6 protein-coding genes are annotated in these 18411 nt (G+C 68.9%); all 6 read right to left on the bottom strand.

Features of this window, described 5'->3' with window-relative positions; translation table 11 throughout:
- Window positions 1-62: 62 nt before the first annotated feature.
- Window positions 63-3956 (bottom strand): PAS domain S-box protein, encoded by a 3894-nt coding sequence (locus V5B60_RS14530; RefSeq protein WP_332347731.1) that lies wholly within the window; start codon window positions 3954-3956, stop codon window positions 63-65.
- An 89-nt stretch (window positions 3957-4045) separates the two neighbouring features.
- Window positions 4046-6019, bottom strand: a complete 1974-nt coding sequence (locus V5B60_RS14525; protein WP_332347730.1) for a PAS domain-containing protein — start codon at window positions 6017-6019, stop codon at window positions 4046-4048.
- Window positions 6016-7902, bottom strand: coding sequence for an ATP-binding protein (locus V5B60_RS14520; RefSeq protein WP_332347729.1), 1887 nt, complete (start codon window positions 7900-7902; stop codon window positions 6016-6018). Before V5B60_RS14520 ends, V5B60_RS14525 begins: the two co-directional genes overlap by 4 nt.
- Window positions 7903-7915: 13 nt before the next feature.
- A complete protein-coding gene (locus V5B60_RS14515; protein WP_332347728.1) occupies window positions 7916-10057 on the bottom strand; it encodes a CHASE domain-containing protein in 2142 nt (713 codons plus the stop codon).
- Window positions 10047-12989 (bottom strand): PAS domain-containing hybrid sensor histidine kinase/response regulator, encoded by a 2943-nt coding sequence (locus V5B60_RS14510; protein ID WP_332347727.1) that lies wholly within the window; start codon window positions 12987-12989, stop codon window positions 10047-10049. The genes V5B60_RS14515 and V5B60_RS14510 overlap by 11 nt, the downstream gene beginning before the upstream one ends.
- 164 nt (window positions 12990-13153) lie before the next feature.
- A complete protein-coding gene (locus tag V5B60_RS14505) occupies window positions 13154-18406 on the bottom strand; it encodes a PAS domain S-box protein (RefSeq protein ID WP_332347726.1) in 5253 nt (1750 codons plus the stop codon).
- Between the last annotated feature and the right edge of the window lie 5 nt (window positions 18407-18411).

The raw sequence follows: 18411 nt of genomic DNA, 5'->3' as shown, positions 1-18411 counted from the left end.
ACGTCGCGCCGGATCCGCAGTCGGCGCCGCACGCGAGGCGCGCGACCGCTGGCGGCGAAGGATCAGCGCGGCGCCGGGCTGTCGATGATCGCCAGCAGCTGCGCGAGTTCGCCGTCGACCGCCGCGACCAGCAGCGGGAGATCGGCCGGCGCCACGCCGGGATCCCTTGCCAGGGGCCTCTCGACCGCCTGTGCGGCCGCCGCCAGCTCCCGTGCGCCAAGCGTCGCCGCCACACCCTTGAGCGTATGCGCAATGCGCCGCGCCTCCGCGCCGGCACCACGCTGCAGGCAGTCTTCCACTTCGCGCATCGCGTTCCGCTGCGCAGTCAGCATCGAGCGCAACAGGCTCAGCAGCTTGACCCGATTGCCGCGCACGACGCCCAGGCCCTGCCGCAGATCCATGCCCGGATGCTTCGCCAGGCGGGCGATGACGGTCTCGTCGTCGGCAACGGGCGGCGCAGCGCTGTGCCCGGACACCGCCCCGCCGCCACCTGCCTGCCCGCCCTCCGCTGCCGGGTCCATGACCGGCAGCCACTTCTGCAGCGCGGCATAGAGGGTCGGCGGATCGACCGGTTTGGCGACGAAATCGTTCATGCCCGCTGCCAGACAGGCCTGGCGATCGTCGTCGAAGGCATTCGCGGTCATCGCCAGGATCGCCACGCCTTCGCGTCCGGGCAGGGAGCGGATCGCACGCGTCGCCGCGAAACCGTCCATCTCGGGCATCTGCAGGTCCATCAGGACGAGGTCGCAGGCGTGGTTGCCCAGCCACTCGACCGCCAACCGACCATTCTCGGCGACGTCGACGGACACCCCGGCCTCGCGCAGGAGTTCCGTTGCCACTTCGGCGTTGAGCGGGTTGTCTTCGACCAGAAGCACGCGTCGGCCGGCATGCGAGCGGCGCAGCTCGGCGGCACTGACGCCGCTTGTCGGACCGCTGCCGGCGGGTACCGGCTCACCGTGCTCCAGCCAGGCGGTGAACCAGACGCGGCTGCCCACCCCGGGCGTGCTTTCGGCGCCGGCATCGCCGCCCATCATCTGCGCCAGGCGGCGCGTGATCGCCAGCCCGAGTCCCGTACCGCCGTACTGGCGGGTCGTCGAGGCATCGGCCTGCTCGAACGACTGGAACAGCCGCGGCAGCACATCCGGCGCGATGCCGATGCCGCTGTCCTCGACCTCGAAGCGTACCAGGCTGCGGCTTGCGTCGCGATCGACTAGGCGGGCGCGCAGGACGATGCCCCCCTGCCGGGTGAATTTGACGGCGTTGCCGGCGCAATTGAGCAGGCACTGGCGCAGTCGGGTCAGGTCGCCACGCAGCCAGCGGGGAACGTGGTCGCCGTCAATGCGCACGCTCAGCCCCTTGGCGGCCGCGTCCTCGCCGATCAGGCTGGCGACATGGTCGAGCACTGCTTCCAGCGCGAAGTCCTGCGTTTCCAGCTCGATCCGGCCCGCCTCGATCTTCGCCAGATCGAGGATGTCGTTGATGACCGCGAGCAGATGCCTCGCCGCGTCGTCGATCCGGCCCAGCCGCTCGCGGGCGAGCGACGAGGTGGCATCGCGCCGCAGCAGGTGGGTGAGGCCGATGATCGCGTTCATCGGCGTGCGGATCTCGTGGCTCATGTTGGTGAGGAAGGCGCTCTTCGAGCGGCTGGCTGCCTCCGCCCGCGTGCGCGCCTCGCGCAGCTCGACCGTGCGCTGCTCGACGAGTTCCTCGAGATGGTGTCGGTGGGCGGCGAGTTCCTCGCCCAGCTGCTTCATCTCGGTGACGTCGTCCTTGACGGCGACGTAGTGCGAAACCGTGCCATCCGGCTGGCGGATCGGAGAAACGATGGCAGACTCGATGTATTCACTGCCGTCCCGGCGCCGGTTGACGAACTCCCCCTTCCACGTCTCGCCACGCTGCAGGCTCGCCCACAGCGAGGCATAGGTTGCCGGCGGCGTCCTGCCGGATTGCAGGAGACGCGGATTGCCGCCGATCAGTACGTCGCGACCGTAGCCGGTCTGTCGCAGGAAGGCCTCATTGACGTATTCGATCGTCCCTGAAAGGTCGGTGATGACGATGCTTTCGGGACTTTGCTCGACGGCCTGCGACAGCTTGCGCAGCGCATCGGCGGCGGCCTCGGCGCGTGCACGCGCCACCTGCGCGTCCTCCATCAGGCTCAGTGCCGCCAGGCGCGCGCGCTGCTGCTCGTCGAAGGCCTCGCGGAGCCGGTCTTCGGCAATCTTTCGCTGCGTGATGTCCTCGGAGAAGATGACGATGCCGCCGACCGTGCCGTCGCCGGCCTGCCACGGCCGCAGCTGCCAGCGCTCCCAGCGCACGCTGCCGTCGGCGCGCTCGAAGCGCTCCTCGTCGCGGCTGACGGTCTCGCCCGCCAGTCCGCGCTGGTGCGCCGCTTTCCAGGCCTCGCCGATCTCGGGGAAGACGTCGTAATGCGAGCGGCCAATGAGGTCGTGCCCGGCGAGGCCGTAGTCGTCGCGCCAGCGGCGGCTGACGGCAAGATAGCGCATCTCGCGGTCGAACATGGCGAGGGCTGCCGGCGCGTGGTCGATCAGCAAGCGCAGCCGCTGCCGGCTTTCCTGCAATGCCACGGCGTTGCTCTCCGCCTCCCGCCGCGCCGCGCTCTGCTCCGCCAGGGCAGCCTGCAGCGCCAACCCGGCCTGCTTCTGCGCGGTGAAGTCGATGAAGAACGCCAACGTTCCTTCCGGCTGCGGGATCGACGAAATGAGGATGTCGCGCCAAGTGCCGTCCTGGCAGGCAATCCGGTGCTCGCGCGGGCCGATGTCTGCGCCGGCGGCACTGCGCCGCCAGTTGGCGCGGGCGCGCTCGCGCGCCGCGGCCTCCGGGTAGGCTCGCTGAAACCACGCGTCGACATCCGGCAGTTCGTCCACCGTATAACCGAAGAGCTCGTGGAAGCGTCCGTTGAGCCGCACGATGCGACCGTCGTCGGCAACCATCGCCAGCGCCAGCGGCGCGCCATCAAGCAAGCGGTGAAACCGCTCGTCACTGGCGTTCTTCGCCGCCCGGGCGTCATCGATGCGCGCGCGCGCCGCGCTGAACTCGGCAATGCCGGAAGTGGTGCCCGACTCCTCGGCGGCGACAAGCATCGTCGCCTCGCGCTTGATTCGCCGGCTGGCGAGGACGCCGCCGACGATGCCGGCGAGCGTGGCGAGCAGGATCGCACCGGCCAGGATGACGAGCGACCTCAGCTGCGCGGCCTGATGGCTCTGGCGTGGAATCTCGACGACCACCGACCAGGCGGAATGTGCCAGCGGGACGACGAAGCGGTGGTCGGCATCGACATCGCGCGTGCTGTCGAAGCCGGCCGGCGAACGTCGCGCGATGTCGGCACCAGTGCCGTCCTGCAAGGCGAGCGACCAGTCATCAGGCATCGCCACCCGGTCGAGGCGCTGCTGCACCTGCGCCACCTCGATCGTCGTCAGCAGCAGGTGGCCGACCTTGCCGTCGCGCAGCCCGGGCACGACGATGGCGAGCAGCGGCACGTTGGCGACTGGCCCGAAGACGATGTCGCTCACCTGCGGCTGGCCGGTTTCGAGCACCAGCGGCACGACGCTGCGCCCCTGCGGCAGCGGCAACCTGGGCAGGTTCGCGCCAAAGGGTATGCGCGTGTTGAAGAGCATCTGTCGCGTACTGTCGGCGAGAATGACGTGGCTCCCGAAACTCTTCTCGAAGCTCAACGCATCGGCATAGAGATCCGGCCAGCGCCGCGGATCATCGGCCAGCCGCGAATTTGCGAGCACCTGCAGCGCGCCGATGCGCGCAATCAGGAAGCTGTCGTGGGCAGTGGCCTGGTTGTGCGCCAGGTTGCCGCCCTCGCGCAGGTGCCGGGCTTCCTGTTGCCGCAGGCTGTCCCATGCCAGCCAGACGGCGAGCAGCAGCAGCGGCGCAATGCACAGCCAGATCAGCCGCACGAGGAACGAAGCGAGTGGCCGCAACTTCATGGCTCTTCCCCCGGCACCGGGCGCCACGCCGCTTTCCGGATCGCCGGCGAAGTGACGCGGACGCTGCGGCAGCGGGTCGCCACGATGGGTCACCTGCGGCCTGTCGTCGCACCCGCCTGGTCCTCCAGAAAAACCAGCGGATAGGGCGCTTCGCGGCCGAGCTCCCGCGACAGCGCGTTGATCGTCTGCTTCATCTCGAGCATGTCGAGCTCGCGACCGATGGTAGCGCGGTTGAAGCGCTCGAGTTCGGCATTGCGCTGCCGCAGTTCGTCTTCGGCCACCTTGCGGCGGGTGATGTCGCGCGACAGGACGATGAACCGTTGGGTCTGGCCCGCCACCATCGGCTTGCAGGCGACCGAAATCTCGAAATGGCGGCTGCCTTCCGCCACCGGCAACGTGATCGTCCGGCCATAATCCGTACCGCACCGGCTGGCGGCCGCCAGCGCCGCCAGCCCCGTCGCGGCCGCCTCGGGCGGCAGCACGTCGGTCAGCTTGCGGCCGAGCAATTGATCGGCGGGAGCGGCCAGCAGGGCTTCCTGCGTGGCCATGACCTTGCAGTAGCGGCCATCGGCATCGAGCTCGAACAGCAGGTCGGGAATCGCCCGCAGCGTCGCGCCGAGGTCGTCGGCCAGCCGCTGCAGCGCCAGTTCGGCAGCCTTGCGTGCGCTGACGTCGCGGTCCAGTCCGCGATAACCGCGCAGCGTTCCGTCGGCGGCGAGGATCGGCATGCCATTGGTCGACACGTGGCGCAGGCTGCCGTCCCGGTGCAGGTGGACGTTGTCGAGGTCGCGGAAAGGCGCCCGGCGCGCAGCGATGTCGCGAAACAGCGAACGTACGCGTTCCGCCTCGACCGGCGGCATGAAATCGAAGGGCGTCCTGCCGATCACTTCGGCCGCGCTGTAGCCGAGCAGGCTCTCGACGCCCGCGGAGGCGTAGGTGTAGCGGGCCTCGCCATCGACTTCCCAGATCCAGTCGGCGGAAGCCTCGACGATGTCATGGAAACGGCGCTCGCTCTCGCCCAGCGCGATCTCGGTCGCCATGCGTTGCGAGATGTCCTCGGCGAAGATGACGATGCCGCCGATCGCGCCTTCCGGCAGCAGCCACGGGCGCAGCTGCCAGCGCAGCCACTGCACGCTGCCGTCGGCGCGGTCGAAACGGTCCGCCTCGCTGCCCAGCGCCTCGCCCGCGAGCCCCCGTCGATGCAGTTCCTTCGCTTCCTCGCCGATCTCGGGGAAGACCTCGTAGTGCGAGCGACCGATGAGGCTCTGCCCGCCCAGACCGAATTCCTTCGACCAGCGGTCGCTGGCCGCAACGTAGCACATGTCGCGGTCGAACATCGCCAGCGCCACCGGCGAATGCTCGACCAGCAGGCGCAGGCGCACCGCGCTTTGCAGCAGCGCATCGCGCGCCTGCTGGCTGGCGGTGATGTCGCGCGAGATGCCGAAGATGCCGATGATGCGCTGCCCGGCATCGCGCAGCGGCCCCCTCGTCGAGAGGAAGGTCCGCCTGCCGTGGGGCAAGTCGAGCACTTCCTCGTTGGTTTCGATGCAGCCGGTGGCAATGACGCGTTCATCGACCGCGCGGACCATCGCCGCCTGCGCCGCCGGGAAGAGCGCGCGCTCGTCGCGGCCGAGGACTTCGCCCGCCGGCCTGCCGACAAAGCGGCTGGCGGCGGGGTTGAACAGCAGATAGCGGCCATCGAGGTCCTTGGCGAAGATCGCGTCGTCCGAATGTTCGGAGATGGCGGCAAGCAGCTCATAGGTGCGCTGCCGGTCGCGCAGGTTCTCGACCTCGCGTCGCAGCGAGGCCTGCAGTTTGCCCAGATAATGTCTGACGAGGAAGAACAGCAACAGCGAAGTCGCTGCGACATAGAGCCAGCCTTTCAGCATGCTGGCGCGGATGATCGCTTCCGGGGTGCTGAACAGCGACTCGACCGCCTGGTCGGAGAGCAGAATCCACAGGCAGCCGAGCGCGGCGTAGACGACGGCGATCGTCAGGGCGGAACGTGTCGTGAAACGCCTGTCGTTCAGGCGCGCCGCATCATCGACAGCCGTCGGGCTCACCGGGCCAGCTCGGAACGAGCGGCGCGAGCGGCGCCGAGCGAAGCCAGCGCAGTGCCGTACTCGAAAGCGTTCACCTGCCGCTGCAGGCGGTCCAGCTGCTCGCCCAGGGCCAGGCGCAACAGCGGAGCCGATTCATGCAGGACCTGATTCGCTTCGATATCGTCCGCCTGCAGCAGATCCTCCAGCCGCGCCAAGAGGGCGCGCGCAGTCGGCCAATCGACGGCATCCGGCGCGACGGTTCCAGGTTCCGCCGGCTGCGCCGTTGACCTCGGCGGCGGCGGCTGGTGCCGCGGCAAGCCGCGATCTGCGTCCCCGCCGCTCCTGCCGAGACGCACCACGAAGCCGAAGCTGCTGCCCTCGCCCGGGCGACTGTCCACCTTGATCGTGCTGCCCATCAGCTGCGCCAGGCGCTGGCAGATCGCCAGCCCCAGCCCCGTGCCGCCGTAGCGGCGGGTCGTCGACGAGTCGGCCTGCTCGAAGGCGCCGAACAGGCGGCCAAGGGTGTCGGGTGCGATGCCGATGCCGCTGTCGCGCACCTCGAAGCGAACGAGCACGTCGGCGGCGCGCTCCTCGATCATCCGCGCCCGCAGGAGTACGGATCCCCGCTCGGTGAACTTGATCGCATTGCTGACGAGATTCAGCAGCACCTGCGTCAGACGCATCGCGTCGCCATGCAGGCCGGTGGGCAAGGCCGGATCGACGTCGAACAGCAGCTCGAGCCCCTTCGCGACGGCCTGTTCGGCAAGAACGGAGCGGATCTGGTCGAGCACGGCTGCCAGAGCGAAATCGGCCTGCTCGAGGTCGAGCCTGCCGGCGTCGATCTTCGCCAGGTCGAGGACATCGTTGATGATCGACAGCAGGTGCTGGGCGGCATCGGCGATCTTGCCGAGTTGCGCCTGCTGCCGCGCATCAACGGTACTTCGTCGCAGCAGGTGGGTCAAGCCGATGATGGCGTTCATCGGCGTCCGGATCTCGTGGCTCATGTTGGCCAGGAAGACGCTCTTCGCCCGGCTCGCGGCCTCGGCCGCGTCGCGCGCCGCCGCCAGTTCGACGGTGCGCGTCGCCACCAGCTCCTCGAGATGCAGCCGGTAATGCGCCAGCTCGCCTTCGGCTCGCCGGCGCTCGGTGATGTCGTCGAAGCAGCTGTAAACCTCGACCAGCCGGCCGTCCTTGAACAGCGGCATGGCGATGACGTCGATCCAGACGTACTTTCCGCGGACTGGATTGAAGACCCCCATCACGACGTTGCGCACCGCCTGGCCGGTGCGCAGCGCGACCATGCTCGGATGCTGCTCGCCGGGAAATGCCGAACCGTCCTCGTGCAACGCCTGCCAGCACGGGTCCGCTGAGCGGCGATTGCGCAGCTGCTGCAGGCCAACGCCGAGAATGCGCTCGGCAGCAGGATTGGCGGCCGTGATGCAGCCCTCGAGGTTCTGATAGACCACTCCCTGCGACACGGTCTCGAACAGCATCCGGTAACTCTGCTCGCTTCGCCGCAGCGCTTCTTCGGCCCCATGCCTGTAGAGCGCCATGTCGACGACGACCCTGAGTTCGCGGTCGTCGAAAGGCTTCAGGATATACCCGGAGGGCTCGGCCTGCTTCGCCCTTTCGAGCGTCGCGTCCTCCGAATAGGCGGTGAGGAAGACCACCGGGATGCCGAAGCGCCGGCGAATCTCCTCCGCCGCAGCGACACCGTCCATGGCGCCGGCGAGATGGATGTCCATCAGCACCAGGTCGGGGCGCAGCCGCTCGCTCAGTTCGAGTGCCTGTTCACCACTCGGACAGCCGTCGATCGCCCGGTACCCGAAGCGGATCAGGCGCGCCTTGATGTCCGCCGCCACGATGAACTCGTCCTCGACGATGAGGATGGCCTTGTCGTTCATTCGCTCCTCCCACTCAACCCGCGCGGCACGGGAAAGCGATGCGGAACTCGCTGCCGCCCTCATTGCCGATGTCCACCACGCCCTGCAACTGGTTGACCAGCATGCACACCAGCTGCAGCCCCAGGCTGTCGCTGCTGCGCGGGTCTTCAGGCGGCAGGCCGACGCCGTCGTCCGTCACCGACAACCTCAACAGCCCTTTGGGCAACATGCTTGCCGCGACGACGATCTGCCCGCTGCGCCCCCCCGGGAAAGCGTGCTTCAAGGCGTTGGACACCAGTTCGTTGATGATCAGCCCACAGGGCACGGCCTGATCCAGCGGCAACGAGAGGTCGTCGATCCGCTGCTCCAGGCGGACGTTGGCGGCCACCGAACCGGCGGCGTGCCACAACGGCGCACACAGACTGCCGACGTACTGCGGCAAGCCGATCCGCGCGAGGCTGCCCGACTGGTAAAGCGCTTCGTGCAGCAGCGCCATCGACCGGATGCGGCTCTGCGTGTCGCGCAGCGTCTCGCGCGCCTCCGGGATCTGCGTCCGGTTCAATTGCAGGTTGAGCAGGCTGGTGATGATCTGCAGGTTGTTCTTCACCCGGTGATGGACTTCCTTCAAGAGGACGGTCTTCTCGTCCAACGACGCGCGCAGGCTTTCCTCAGCCTCCTTGCGGTCGCTGATGTCGGTGCAGATCGCGCCCAGGGCATCGATCCGGCCACCGGCATCGCGCAGCGGGAACTTCACCGAGACATAGGTGCGCCGGCCATCGGCGAGCAGCGCCGACTCCTCGAATTCCAGGGAATGCCCCGCCTCGAGCACTTGCCGGTCATTGCTCGTGAAGTCTGCCGCCTCATTCTGCGGGAAAATCTCGGCGACCGTGTGACCGAGCAGTCGTTCGCGTGGCAGGCCGAGCACCGCTTCCGTATGGCGATTGACGACGAGGAACTGTCCCTGCAGGTCCTTGATCCAGACCAGGCTCGTGGCATTGTCGAAGAAGGCCTTCAGACGCCCCTCGCTGGCTGCGAGTTTCCGGTTGCTTTGCGCCGTCGCGCGCAGCGCGGCGGCGACGCGCAGCTGACCCCAGGCGAGAACGCCCATCAGGGCCGCCAGCAGTGCGCTGCCGAGGCTGCCGGCAAGGGCGATCAGCTTCGACTCCTCGGTGTTGAGCCGCGCGTCGAATGCGGCGCGGGAAGTGACGAGCAGCGACCAGCGATGGCCGCCGTACTCGAGCGGGCGCAGGGTGCGGAACGCGGCGGTTTCGGCGGCACGATGCGCCTCGTCGCTGTCGAACATCAGGGCTTCGGGCGCCACGAGGGCGCCATCGTAGATCTCGACGTCGAGCCCGGCGAGTACGCCCGCCAACCCGACGGCGCCGAGCACGCCGCGCATCAGGTCGTGCATGCGCAAGGGCGAATAGGCCCAGCCCAGCAGACTGGCCCGGCGTTCCTCCACCGTGTCGTGGGCGAGGCCGCGACCATAGACTGGCACGTAGATGAGGAAGCCGGGCTGGACAGCGGTCTTCGTTTCCTGCACCAGCGTCACCTTGGCCGACAAGGTCGCCCGGTTTTCGTCGCGCGCCCGCGCCATTGCCGCGTGGCGCACCGGCTCCGAGAACATGTCATAGCCGAACGCGCGCAGGTTGCGGCCGGAAAATGGCTCCAGGTAGATGATCGACGTATAGACTTCGCGCTCGCCATCGGGACGGATGGCGTACTCGGGGAAGCCTTCGCGGCGCATGGCTGCCGTGTGCGCCGCCTTGCGCCCGGGCGGAACGAGCAGCGAGAAGCCGACGCCCAGGATGCCCGGGTAGCGCTCGTCGAGCCGCAAGGCGGTGACGTAGGCGCGAAACTCCTGCCGCGTCACGTCCTCCGAGGAGTCGAACAGGCCGACGACGCCGCGCAGCACCTGGACGTTGCCATCGATCTGGCGCCTGAGCGCATCCGCCAGCCTGTCGACCGAGAACTCGAATTCCGCCGCCAAGGTGCGCTCGGCATCCTGACGGGCGCCCCGCCACAGCCAGCCGGTCACCGCCAGGCCCAGGAGCAGGACCAGCCACGGCAGCAGCAACAACAGGCGCCGCCGGCTGGCGGCGACCGCGACTGGCCGCCGCCAGCCGGCAGCGGCCGCGCGCAGTGCGTCCCGCCACTGCCACAGATTAAGGCCCATCAGCGTCAACGTCCGGCATCCGCGCCTCCGCCGCCACCGCCGAGGACGACTCCTCCCGCTCGATTCGGGCCGGCGAGCGATCGCCGGTGGCGCGACGCGCGCACGCCTCGAGGGCGAAAGCCGCGCGCAAACCGGTCGCCAACAGGCTCCGTACGGCCTCGACTTCGCGCGACAGCCGCTCGATCTCGGGCGCCGGCTGCCTGTCGCGGATCGCCACTTCCAGTTCGCCGGCCGCCGCCTGCAGTCGGGTGGCGCCCAGCGCGCCAGCGGCGCCCTTGAGCGAATGCGCCGATCGCCGGGCGGCGATTGCGTCGCCGGTAGCGAGCTGGCGGTCGATTTCGGCCGCGTCGCCGGCTTGCTCGGCGACGAACTGCCGCAGCAGCCGCAGGTACGTCTCGCGCCGGCCGCCGACGCATTGCAGTCCGCGTCGCACGTCGAACCCGGGAATGTCGGCCAGCACCGCCAGGCAGCCGTCGTCCGCCGCCGCTGCGGATCGCTCGGGCAGCGGGACCGCGAACGCTGCCGTCGCAGCCGGCGGGCGCAGCGGCAGCCAGCGCAGCAGGGTGGCATGCAGCACGGCCGGATCGACCGGCTTGGCGACGAAATCGTTCATGCCCGCAGCCAGGCAGCGCTGGCGGTCGTCGTCGAAAGCGTTCGCCGTCATCGCCACGATCGGGATCGTCTCGCCGCCCGGCATGGCGCGGATCGCCCGCGTCGCTGCCATCCCGTCGAGCACCGGCATCTGTACGTCCATCAGGATCAGGTCGTAGCGCTCACTGCCGACTCGCGCCGTCGCCTGGCTGCCGTTCTCCGCCGTGTCGACGGCGAAGCCGAGGGCCTGCAGCTGCTCCAGCGCCACTTCGCGATTGACTGGGTGATCCTCGACCAGAAGGACGCGGGCACCCCGGCACACGCGGCGCAGCGCATTTTCGGCCGCGTCGGCGTGCGCTGCCGTGGTGGCGCCCGGCGGGTCACCGTGCCCGCGCCGCAGGCAGGCCGTGAACCAGAAGGTGCTGCCCTCGCCGGGCGCACTGTCGACGCCAGCCTCGCCAGCCATCAGCTCGGCCAGCCGCCGGGTGATCGCCAGTCCGAGACCGCTCCCGCCATGGCGACGGGTGGTCGAGGCGTCTGCCTGCTCGAAGGCGTCGAAGATTCGCCCCTGGTCGGCAGGGGCGATACCGACGCCGGTGTCGTGCACTTCGAAACGGACGCGCAGCGAGTCGCCGTCGTCCGCCAGCAGCTGCGCGGCCAGGATGATGCTGCCGCGCTCGGTGAACTTGAGGGCATTGCCGGCGTAGTTGAGCAGCGCCTGCCGCAGCCGGGTCGCGTCGCCGCGCAGCCACAGCGGCGCGCTGGCGCAGTCGACCCAGGCCAGCACGCCTTTCGCCTGCGCGCCGTCGGCGATCAGCGAACGGACCTGATCGAGCAGCGCGGGAAGGGCAAAGTCGCTCTCCTCCAGCGTCAGCTTGCCGGCCTCGATCTTCGACAGGTCGAGGACGTCGCTGATGACGCTCAGCAGGTGGCGTCCGGCGGCGTCGATCTGCTGCAGCCACCCGGCCTGCCTGGGCGTGACGCCGGAGCGGCGCAGCAGATGGGTCAGGCCGAGGACCGCGTTCAGCGGCGTGCGGATCTCGTGACTCGTGTTGGCGAGGAAGACGCTCTTGGCCCGGTTCGCGGAGTCGGCCCGTTCGCGGGCTTCGGCCAACTGCCGGGTGCGCTCGGCCACCAGTTCCTCGAGATGGTGGCGATGCCGGTCGAGTTCCTCGCCGAGCCGCTTCCGTTCGCTGATGTCTTCCTTGACGGCGACGTAATGGGTGATGCGTCCGTCCGCCTGGCGAATGGGCGTGATGATGGCAAACTCGAAATACTCGCTGCCATCCTTGCGCCGGTTGTGGAATTCACCCCGCCAGAGGTGGCCGCTGCCGAGTGCCTGCCACAACGCCGCGTGGGTGGCAGCGGGCGTCTTGCCGGAGTTCAGGATACGCGGGTTCTCGCCCAGGACCTCTGCGCGGGCATAGCCGGTGGTGCGGACGAAGGCTTCATTGACGTATTCGATGCGCCCATCGAGGTCGGTGATGACGATGCTCTCGGGACTCTGCTCGACCGCCAGCGACAGCGGCCGCAAACGGTTCTCGAAAGACTTGCGTTGGGTGATGTCGAGCGCCGTGAAGGTGACGCCCTTGCCGTGGTCGCCCGGCTCGAAGGGACAGGACGACAGAAGGACGTCGATCATCGCGCCGTCCTTGCGTCGCCAGCGCGTTTCGACCATACCCAGACCGTGTTCGGCGATCTGGCGATACTTTTCCTCGCCGACGTAACGGAATTCCTCGTCCGTCGCGTACAGCAGGCGCGAGCTGAAGCCGATCAACTCCTCGCGGCTGTAGCCGGTCATCTCGAGGATGCGCGGATTGACCTCGCGCAACACGCGATCGACGACCACGCCGATACCGATCGGCGCCGCCCGAATGATCGCGCGCAGTTGCGCCTCGCTCTCGCGCAGGACATCCTGCGCCCGCTTGTGCTCGCTGAGGTCGGTCACCACGACGCTGAACGTCGTCGCGGAACCGGCAGACAGGGTCGCGAACGCCAGCAGCAACGGCAGCGTCGTACCATCGGTGGCACGACCGCTCAGCTCGCCGCTGCTGCAGCCGCTGCGCGCGGCCTGCAGCAGCGCACGCAGCGCCGGGCGGCCCGACGGGTCGACCAAGGTCTCGAGCGACGAGCCGGCGACGCGGTCCGCTGCAATCCGGAAAATCTCGGCGAAGCGCCGGTTGCCATACAGGATGAGCGCGTCCGCCGAGAGCACGGCCACCCCGTCGCTGATGCGGTCGACGAGCGCGCGACAGGTCTCCGGCGACGACAGGACGGCTTGCGCGTCCGCCGACGCCACTTCGCGCGGAGCACCATCGCCATTGGCCGTCAGGCCGGTCATGAGATTCTCCAGGTTGGGTCGCTGCAACCGCTCCCCCGCTGGCGAAGGACCGCCAGGGTTCAACGGATGCGGTGCGTTCCGCGTCCGCCTGCGCGACGGAAGGACCGCCGTCGCCGCGCTTTTCGGAGCCAGTCAATCATGAGCCATTCCCGGCAAAAAATCCATCATTTGGGTCTGGTATTTCGGCTCGCTTCGCGCAGGATCGCCAGCGCCCGCTCGTAATCGAAGCGATCGATGTCTCGTGCCAGATTCGTCGCCGCCTCGATGCCCAAAGCCGCCTGCAACAGGGGTGCAATCGTGCGGAACTTGTCGCCGGCACGCATGTCGTCTGCCGACAGCAGCGCTTCCAGCTCAGCCAGCGCCAAACGGGCACCCGACCCGTCCTCATCGGCGCGGGATGCCGCCGGCTCAGCCGGCAGCGCCGCGCGCAAGGCCACCGACAGCGCGCCCTGCGCCGCCTCGACCTCTGCCAGCAGCCGTCCTGTCTCGGCCGCCGACCGTCCCGCGCGCAGCGCGTCCTCCAGTTCCGCGGCCAGCATCTGCAGGTGGGCGGCGCCCAGCGCACCGGCCGCACCGCGCAACGAGTGCGCCAGGCGACACGCCGCCACACGATCGCCGGCGGCCAGGCAGCGCCGCAGATCCCCGCCTTCCTCGGCGACGGACTCGGCGAAGCGGCGCAGCAAGCGAAGGTAGGTGTCGGAACGGCCACGGACCCGCTCGAGGCCCAGATGCGGATCGAAACCGGGAATCGCCGCCAGTCGCTGCGCCAGGTCGGTCGCCACTTCGGCAGCGGGATCGGCGGCGGCAGGCGCTGCCGGCGCGCTGCGGCCGGCCAACCAGCGGAGGATCGTCGCGAACAGGACTTCCGGATCCACCGGCTTGCCGACATGGTCACTCATGCCGGCATCGAGGCAGCGCAGCCGGTCTTCCTCGAAGGCATTGGCGGTCATCGCCAGGATGGGAACGTGTTCGCCCCCCGCCATCGCACGGATCGATCGGGTCGCGTCCAGTCCGTCGAGCACCGGCATCTGCACGTCCATCAGGATCAGGTCGTAGGCCGTCCGGCGCGCCAGCTCGACCGCCTCGGCCCCGTCGTGCGCGACATCGACCAGCAAGCCGATTTCCTGCAGCAGGCCCAGCGTCACTTCCCGATTGATTGGATTGTCCTCGGCCAGCAGCAGGCGAGCACCGCTGTGCCGTTGCGCCAACGCCTGCTCGGCGCTCTGCTCCGGAGCGGGATCCGCCAGCGGCTCGCCCGGGGCCGCTGGCGGGGGTGTGCCGCCGCACTTTTCGAGGGGGATGACGAACCAGAACGTACTGCCCTGACCGGGCTGGCTGCGGACACCGAGGGTCCCGCCCATCAGTTGCACCAGCCGCCGGTTGATCGACAGCCCGAGACCGCTGCCGCCGAACTGGCGGGTCGTCGAACTGTCACCCTGCTCGAAATCACGGAACAACCGCTCCTGCTCCGTTGGCTCGATACCGGGGCCGGTGTCCTCGACCTCGAAACGCACCCGCCAGGCGCCGGCCGCTTCCTCGACGGCCTGCACGCGCAGCGTGATGGAGCCACGGTCGGTGAACTTGAGGGCATTGCCGGCGAAGTTGATCAGGATCTGCCCCAGGCGCAGCGCGTCGCCGCGCAGCCTGCCAAGCAGCGGATCGACTTCGCTGATGAGCGCCAGTCCCTTGGCTCGCGCTCCGTCGCCGATCAGGACGAAGACCTGGGCAACGATCTCGTCGATCGCGAACTCGGACTGCGCGAGTTGCAACTGGCCCGCTTCGATCTTCGACAGATCGAGCACGTCGTTGACCACCCCGAGCAGGTGATCGGCGGCGGCGCCGATCTTGTCCAGCTGTTGCCGCAGCTTCTCGTCGCTCGCCCGACGCCGCGCCAGGTAGGTCATGCCCAGAATGGCGTTGAGCGGTGTGCGAATCTCGTGGCTCATGTTGGCGAGAAACGTACTCTTCGCCCGGCTGGCCGCTTCCGCGGCATCCTTGGCGACGGCCAGGGCCGCATCGGCGCGGCGACGCATGACGATGCGCCAGAGATCGTCGCCGATCAGCTGCAGTTCGCGCTCGTCCGAATGATCGTAATCCGTGGCCTTGTTGCCGACGCCGAACAACACCCGCACCTGCTCATTCTCGACGATCGGCACGCCGAGGTGACGGATCAGGTGGGCATGGCCCGGCGGGTAGCCGTGCCGGTCGGGCAGGCTCTGGTAGTCATTGTGTACCACGGCACGGCGCAGTCGGGCGGTGTCGGCCCAGACACCGGCCAGCGCGATCGGGTAGTGGCTGTCGTAGGCGGCGGTGCAATGCTTCAGGGTCCCCGCCGACCAGGTGTAGAGCTGGATCGTCTCCTGGTCCTCGTTGACCAGGTGCAGGTAGCCGATCTCGCTCTCGGTCAGGCGGACCGCTTCCTCGATGCCGCGCTGCAGGAGCTCGCGTTCGCTCATCCGCTCGGCCTGCTGGCTCATGTCGAACATGGCCTGGAGCCGCGTGTCGCTGATCAGCAGTCGCCGGTTGGCGGCCTCGAGCCGGGCCGTCCGCTCCGCCACCAGTTCTTCCAGATGGTGGCGGTGCTGCTCGAGTTCGGCGGCGACCTGCCGGCGCTCGCTGATGTCCTGGAAGGTCCCGGTGAGGTAGGTTTCCCCCCGGTACTCCACCCGGCCGACGCAGCGCAACTCCGCCCAGAAGCGGCGTCCCGACGCGGCGATCATTTCGCACTCCAGGCAGAAGGTCGCGCCGCGCGCCCAGCTTTCCTGCAAGTGCTGGCGAACGCTGTCGCGGCATTCCGGCGCGTAATAGCGCAGGCCCTCCTCCAGCGTCGCCGGTGGCTGCTCCCGGGGATGTTCGACGAGCCTGAAGACCTCGTCGGTCCACATCACCGTGTCCGTCAGCGGATTCGCCTTCCAGCCGCCGACGCGGGCGATGGCCTCGCTCTCGCGCAGGAACATCGTCGCCTCGCGCAGCGCCGCCTCGGCGCGCTTCTGCTCGCTGACGTCGCGCCAGATCCCGAGGAAGTAGTCGCGGCCATGCAGATGGATCGCGCGCACGCTGACCTGCGCCTCGAGGATGTGGCCATCCTTGCAGCGGTGCCGCGAGTCGAAACGCGCGCCGCCGGCGGCGCGCAACTGCGCGCACAGCGCCCTGATCTCGTCTTCTCCCCGATCCGCCTGGATCGCCACCAGCGACATGCCGAGCAGTTCCTCGCGGCTGTAGCCCAGCATCCGGCATGCGGCGGCGCCGACCTCGACGAAGCGGAGGGTCTCGGCATCCACCAGGTCGATCGCCTCGCCGGCTTCGTTGACGATCGTCCGGTACAGTTCCTCGCGCTCGCGCAGCGCCTCCTGCGTCACGCGACTGGCGGTGATGTCGTGGGCGATGCCGAGGACGCCGATCAGGCGGCCGTCACTGCCGCGCATCGGGGTCTTGATCGTCTCGAACAGGCCGCGACGACCGTCGGCGGCAAAGGTGAGCCATTCCTCGTTGACCCGCGGCCCGCCGGCGGCGACCGCGGCCCGGTCGTTTGCCCGGAAGAAATCGGCCAGCTCGCGATCGACGAAGTCGTCGTCGGTGCGGCCGACGATCGCCGCTTCGCTGGCGGCGAACAGGCGCTCGAAAGCCGGGTTGCAGGCGAGATAGACGCCCTGCGGATCCTTCAGCCAGACCAGGTCGGGGATGGTCTGGAGCAGCGTCCGCAATTGCGCCCGTTCGTCTTCCAGCGCGCGCTGCGCCCTGTTCCGCTCGGTGACGTCGCGGAAGCTCCACAGGCGCGCCCGCTGCCCATCGAGGGGAAACGCGCGCGTGAAGCGTTCGAAGACCCGGCCATCCCGGAATTCGACGATGTCCCACCGACTTTCGTCTCTCCGGTAGAGTCGCTGCACGTCGCTCAGGAAGGTCTCGGGCTGCGACACCTGGTCGAGCACGTGGCCGAGCAGCCGCTCGTCCAGCCCGGCAGCCATCAGTTCCTCCGGGACCCGCCACAACTCCTGGAAGCGGCGGTTGGCGGTCAACACCGAACCGTCCTCAGCGATGACCAGGATGCCGTCGGCAGTCGAGTCCAGGGTGGCGCGCAACAGGGCCTCGCTGCGCTGCAGCGCCTTTTGCTGCCGCAGCGATTCCGTGACATCACGGGCGACGCCGATCAGTGCCGGCCGGCCGTTCCAGCGACCGGTGGCCACGCGGGTATCCACCGGCACGAGGGTGCCGTCCGCCTTGCGCAGCGGCAGCGAGCAATGTCCACCCGCACCGGTGACGATCCCAGCCACGACGCGGCGGCATTCGTCACCCACTTCGGGCGGATGGACGGCCGACACCGGCTGACCGAGCAGTGCCTCACCGTAGCCCAGCCCCTCGGCCACCGCCGCGTTGTAATGCACGATGCGACCCTCGGCATCGAGCACGAACACATGATCGGTGATGGCGCCGAACAAACCCTCCAGGTCCTGCCGCTCCCTGGCAACCCTCTCGTGCTCATGGAGCAGTTCGAGTGCCAGGGTGAACTGCCGCGCCAGCGTCTCCAGTGCGGTCACGGTCAACGGCCGCACCGCGCCCATTTGCCTGCTGGCCAGGTTGAGGCAGGCGACCGGCTCGCCGCCGACGTGGATCGGCAGAACCACCAGCGAGACGATCCCCTCCGCGATCAGTTCCGGTTTCGCAACCAGCGCGGAGTCGGTGCAGAAATCCTGTGGCGGTACGCAACTGCAGCGCAAACGCCCCGCGCGGATCACCTCCGCCTGCGGCGAATCGGCGGCCAGATGACGCACCTCGGCGAGGAAGGTTGCGGACAGTCCACGTTCGACCACCAGCCGATAGCCGCCGTCCGGCTCGCGCCAGTAAAGCCCGCCGCCGTCCAGTTCGGGCAGGCGCAACGCGCTGTCGAGGATTTGCGGCAGCAGCGTCGCGCGATCCGGCCCCAGCGCGAGCGCCCCGGCAAAGTCGTGCTGTGTCTGCAGCAGCAACTCGGCATGCTTGCGCTCGGAGATGTCGATCATCGTGCCCGCGGTCAGCAGCGCCTGCCCCGCCGCGTCGCGTCGTACGACACGGCCGCGCGCGTTGAACCAGATCCATCGTCCGTCCGCCGCGCGCAGGCGATACTCGGCCTCGTACAGCCGGGCTTCGGGCGCCAGCAGCGTCGCCTCGACCTGCGCCAGCACCGCCGGCCGGTCGTCCGCATGGATCAGGTCGAGCCACGCCTGCATGCCGCCGGGAATCATGTCGCTGCCATGGCCGAGGAGGGAGCACAGGTGGGCATTCCAGGCGCAGCGATCGGCACCGTGGTCGTATTCCCAGACGCCGATGCCGGCAGCGTCGAGCACCCAGTCCAGCGAAGCCTGCCGGCCGGCTGGCGCCGCGTCGGGCGCGTTCCGGCCAGCCGGATACCCGGGCAGGTCAGCGGCGGTCGATGACTTCATCGGAT

Source organism: Accumulibacter sp. (assembly GCF_036625195.1).
In the GTDB taxonomy this organism is placed as follows: Bacteria; Pseudomonadota; Gammaproteobacteria; order Burkholderiales; family Rhodocyclaceae; genus Accumulibacter.
Note: the sequence above shows the minus strand (reverse complement) of the source record. Positions and strands in the feature narration are given on the sequence as shown.

Excerpts from the sequence above, each read along its gene's own strand:
- V5B60_RS14530 (WP_332347731.1), bottom strand. The coding sequence starts at position 3,956 with ATGAAGTTGCGGCCACTCGCTTCGTTCCTCGTGCGGCTGATCTGGCTG.
- V5B60_RS14520 (WP_332347729.1), bottom strand. The coding sequence starts at position 7,902 with ATGAACGACAAGGCCATCCTCATCGTCGAGGACGAGTTCATCGTGGCG.
- V5B60_RS14515 (WP_332347728.1), bottom strand. The coding sequence starts at position 10,057 with ATGGGCCTTAATCTGTGGCAGTGGCGGGACGCACTGCGCGCGGCCGCT.
- V5B60_RS14510 (WP_332347727.1), bottom strand. The coding sequence starts at position 12,989 with ATGACCGGCCTGACGGCCAATGGCGATGGTGCTCCGCGCGAAGTGGCG.
- V5B60_RS14505 (WP_332347726.1), bottom strand. The coding sequence starts at position 18,406 with ATGAAGTCATCGACCGCCGCTGACCTGCCCGGGTATCCGGCTGGCCGG.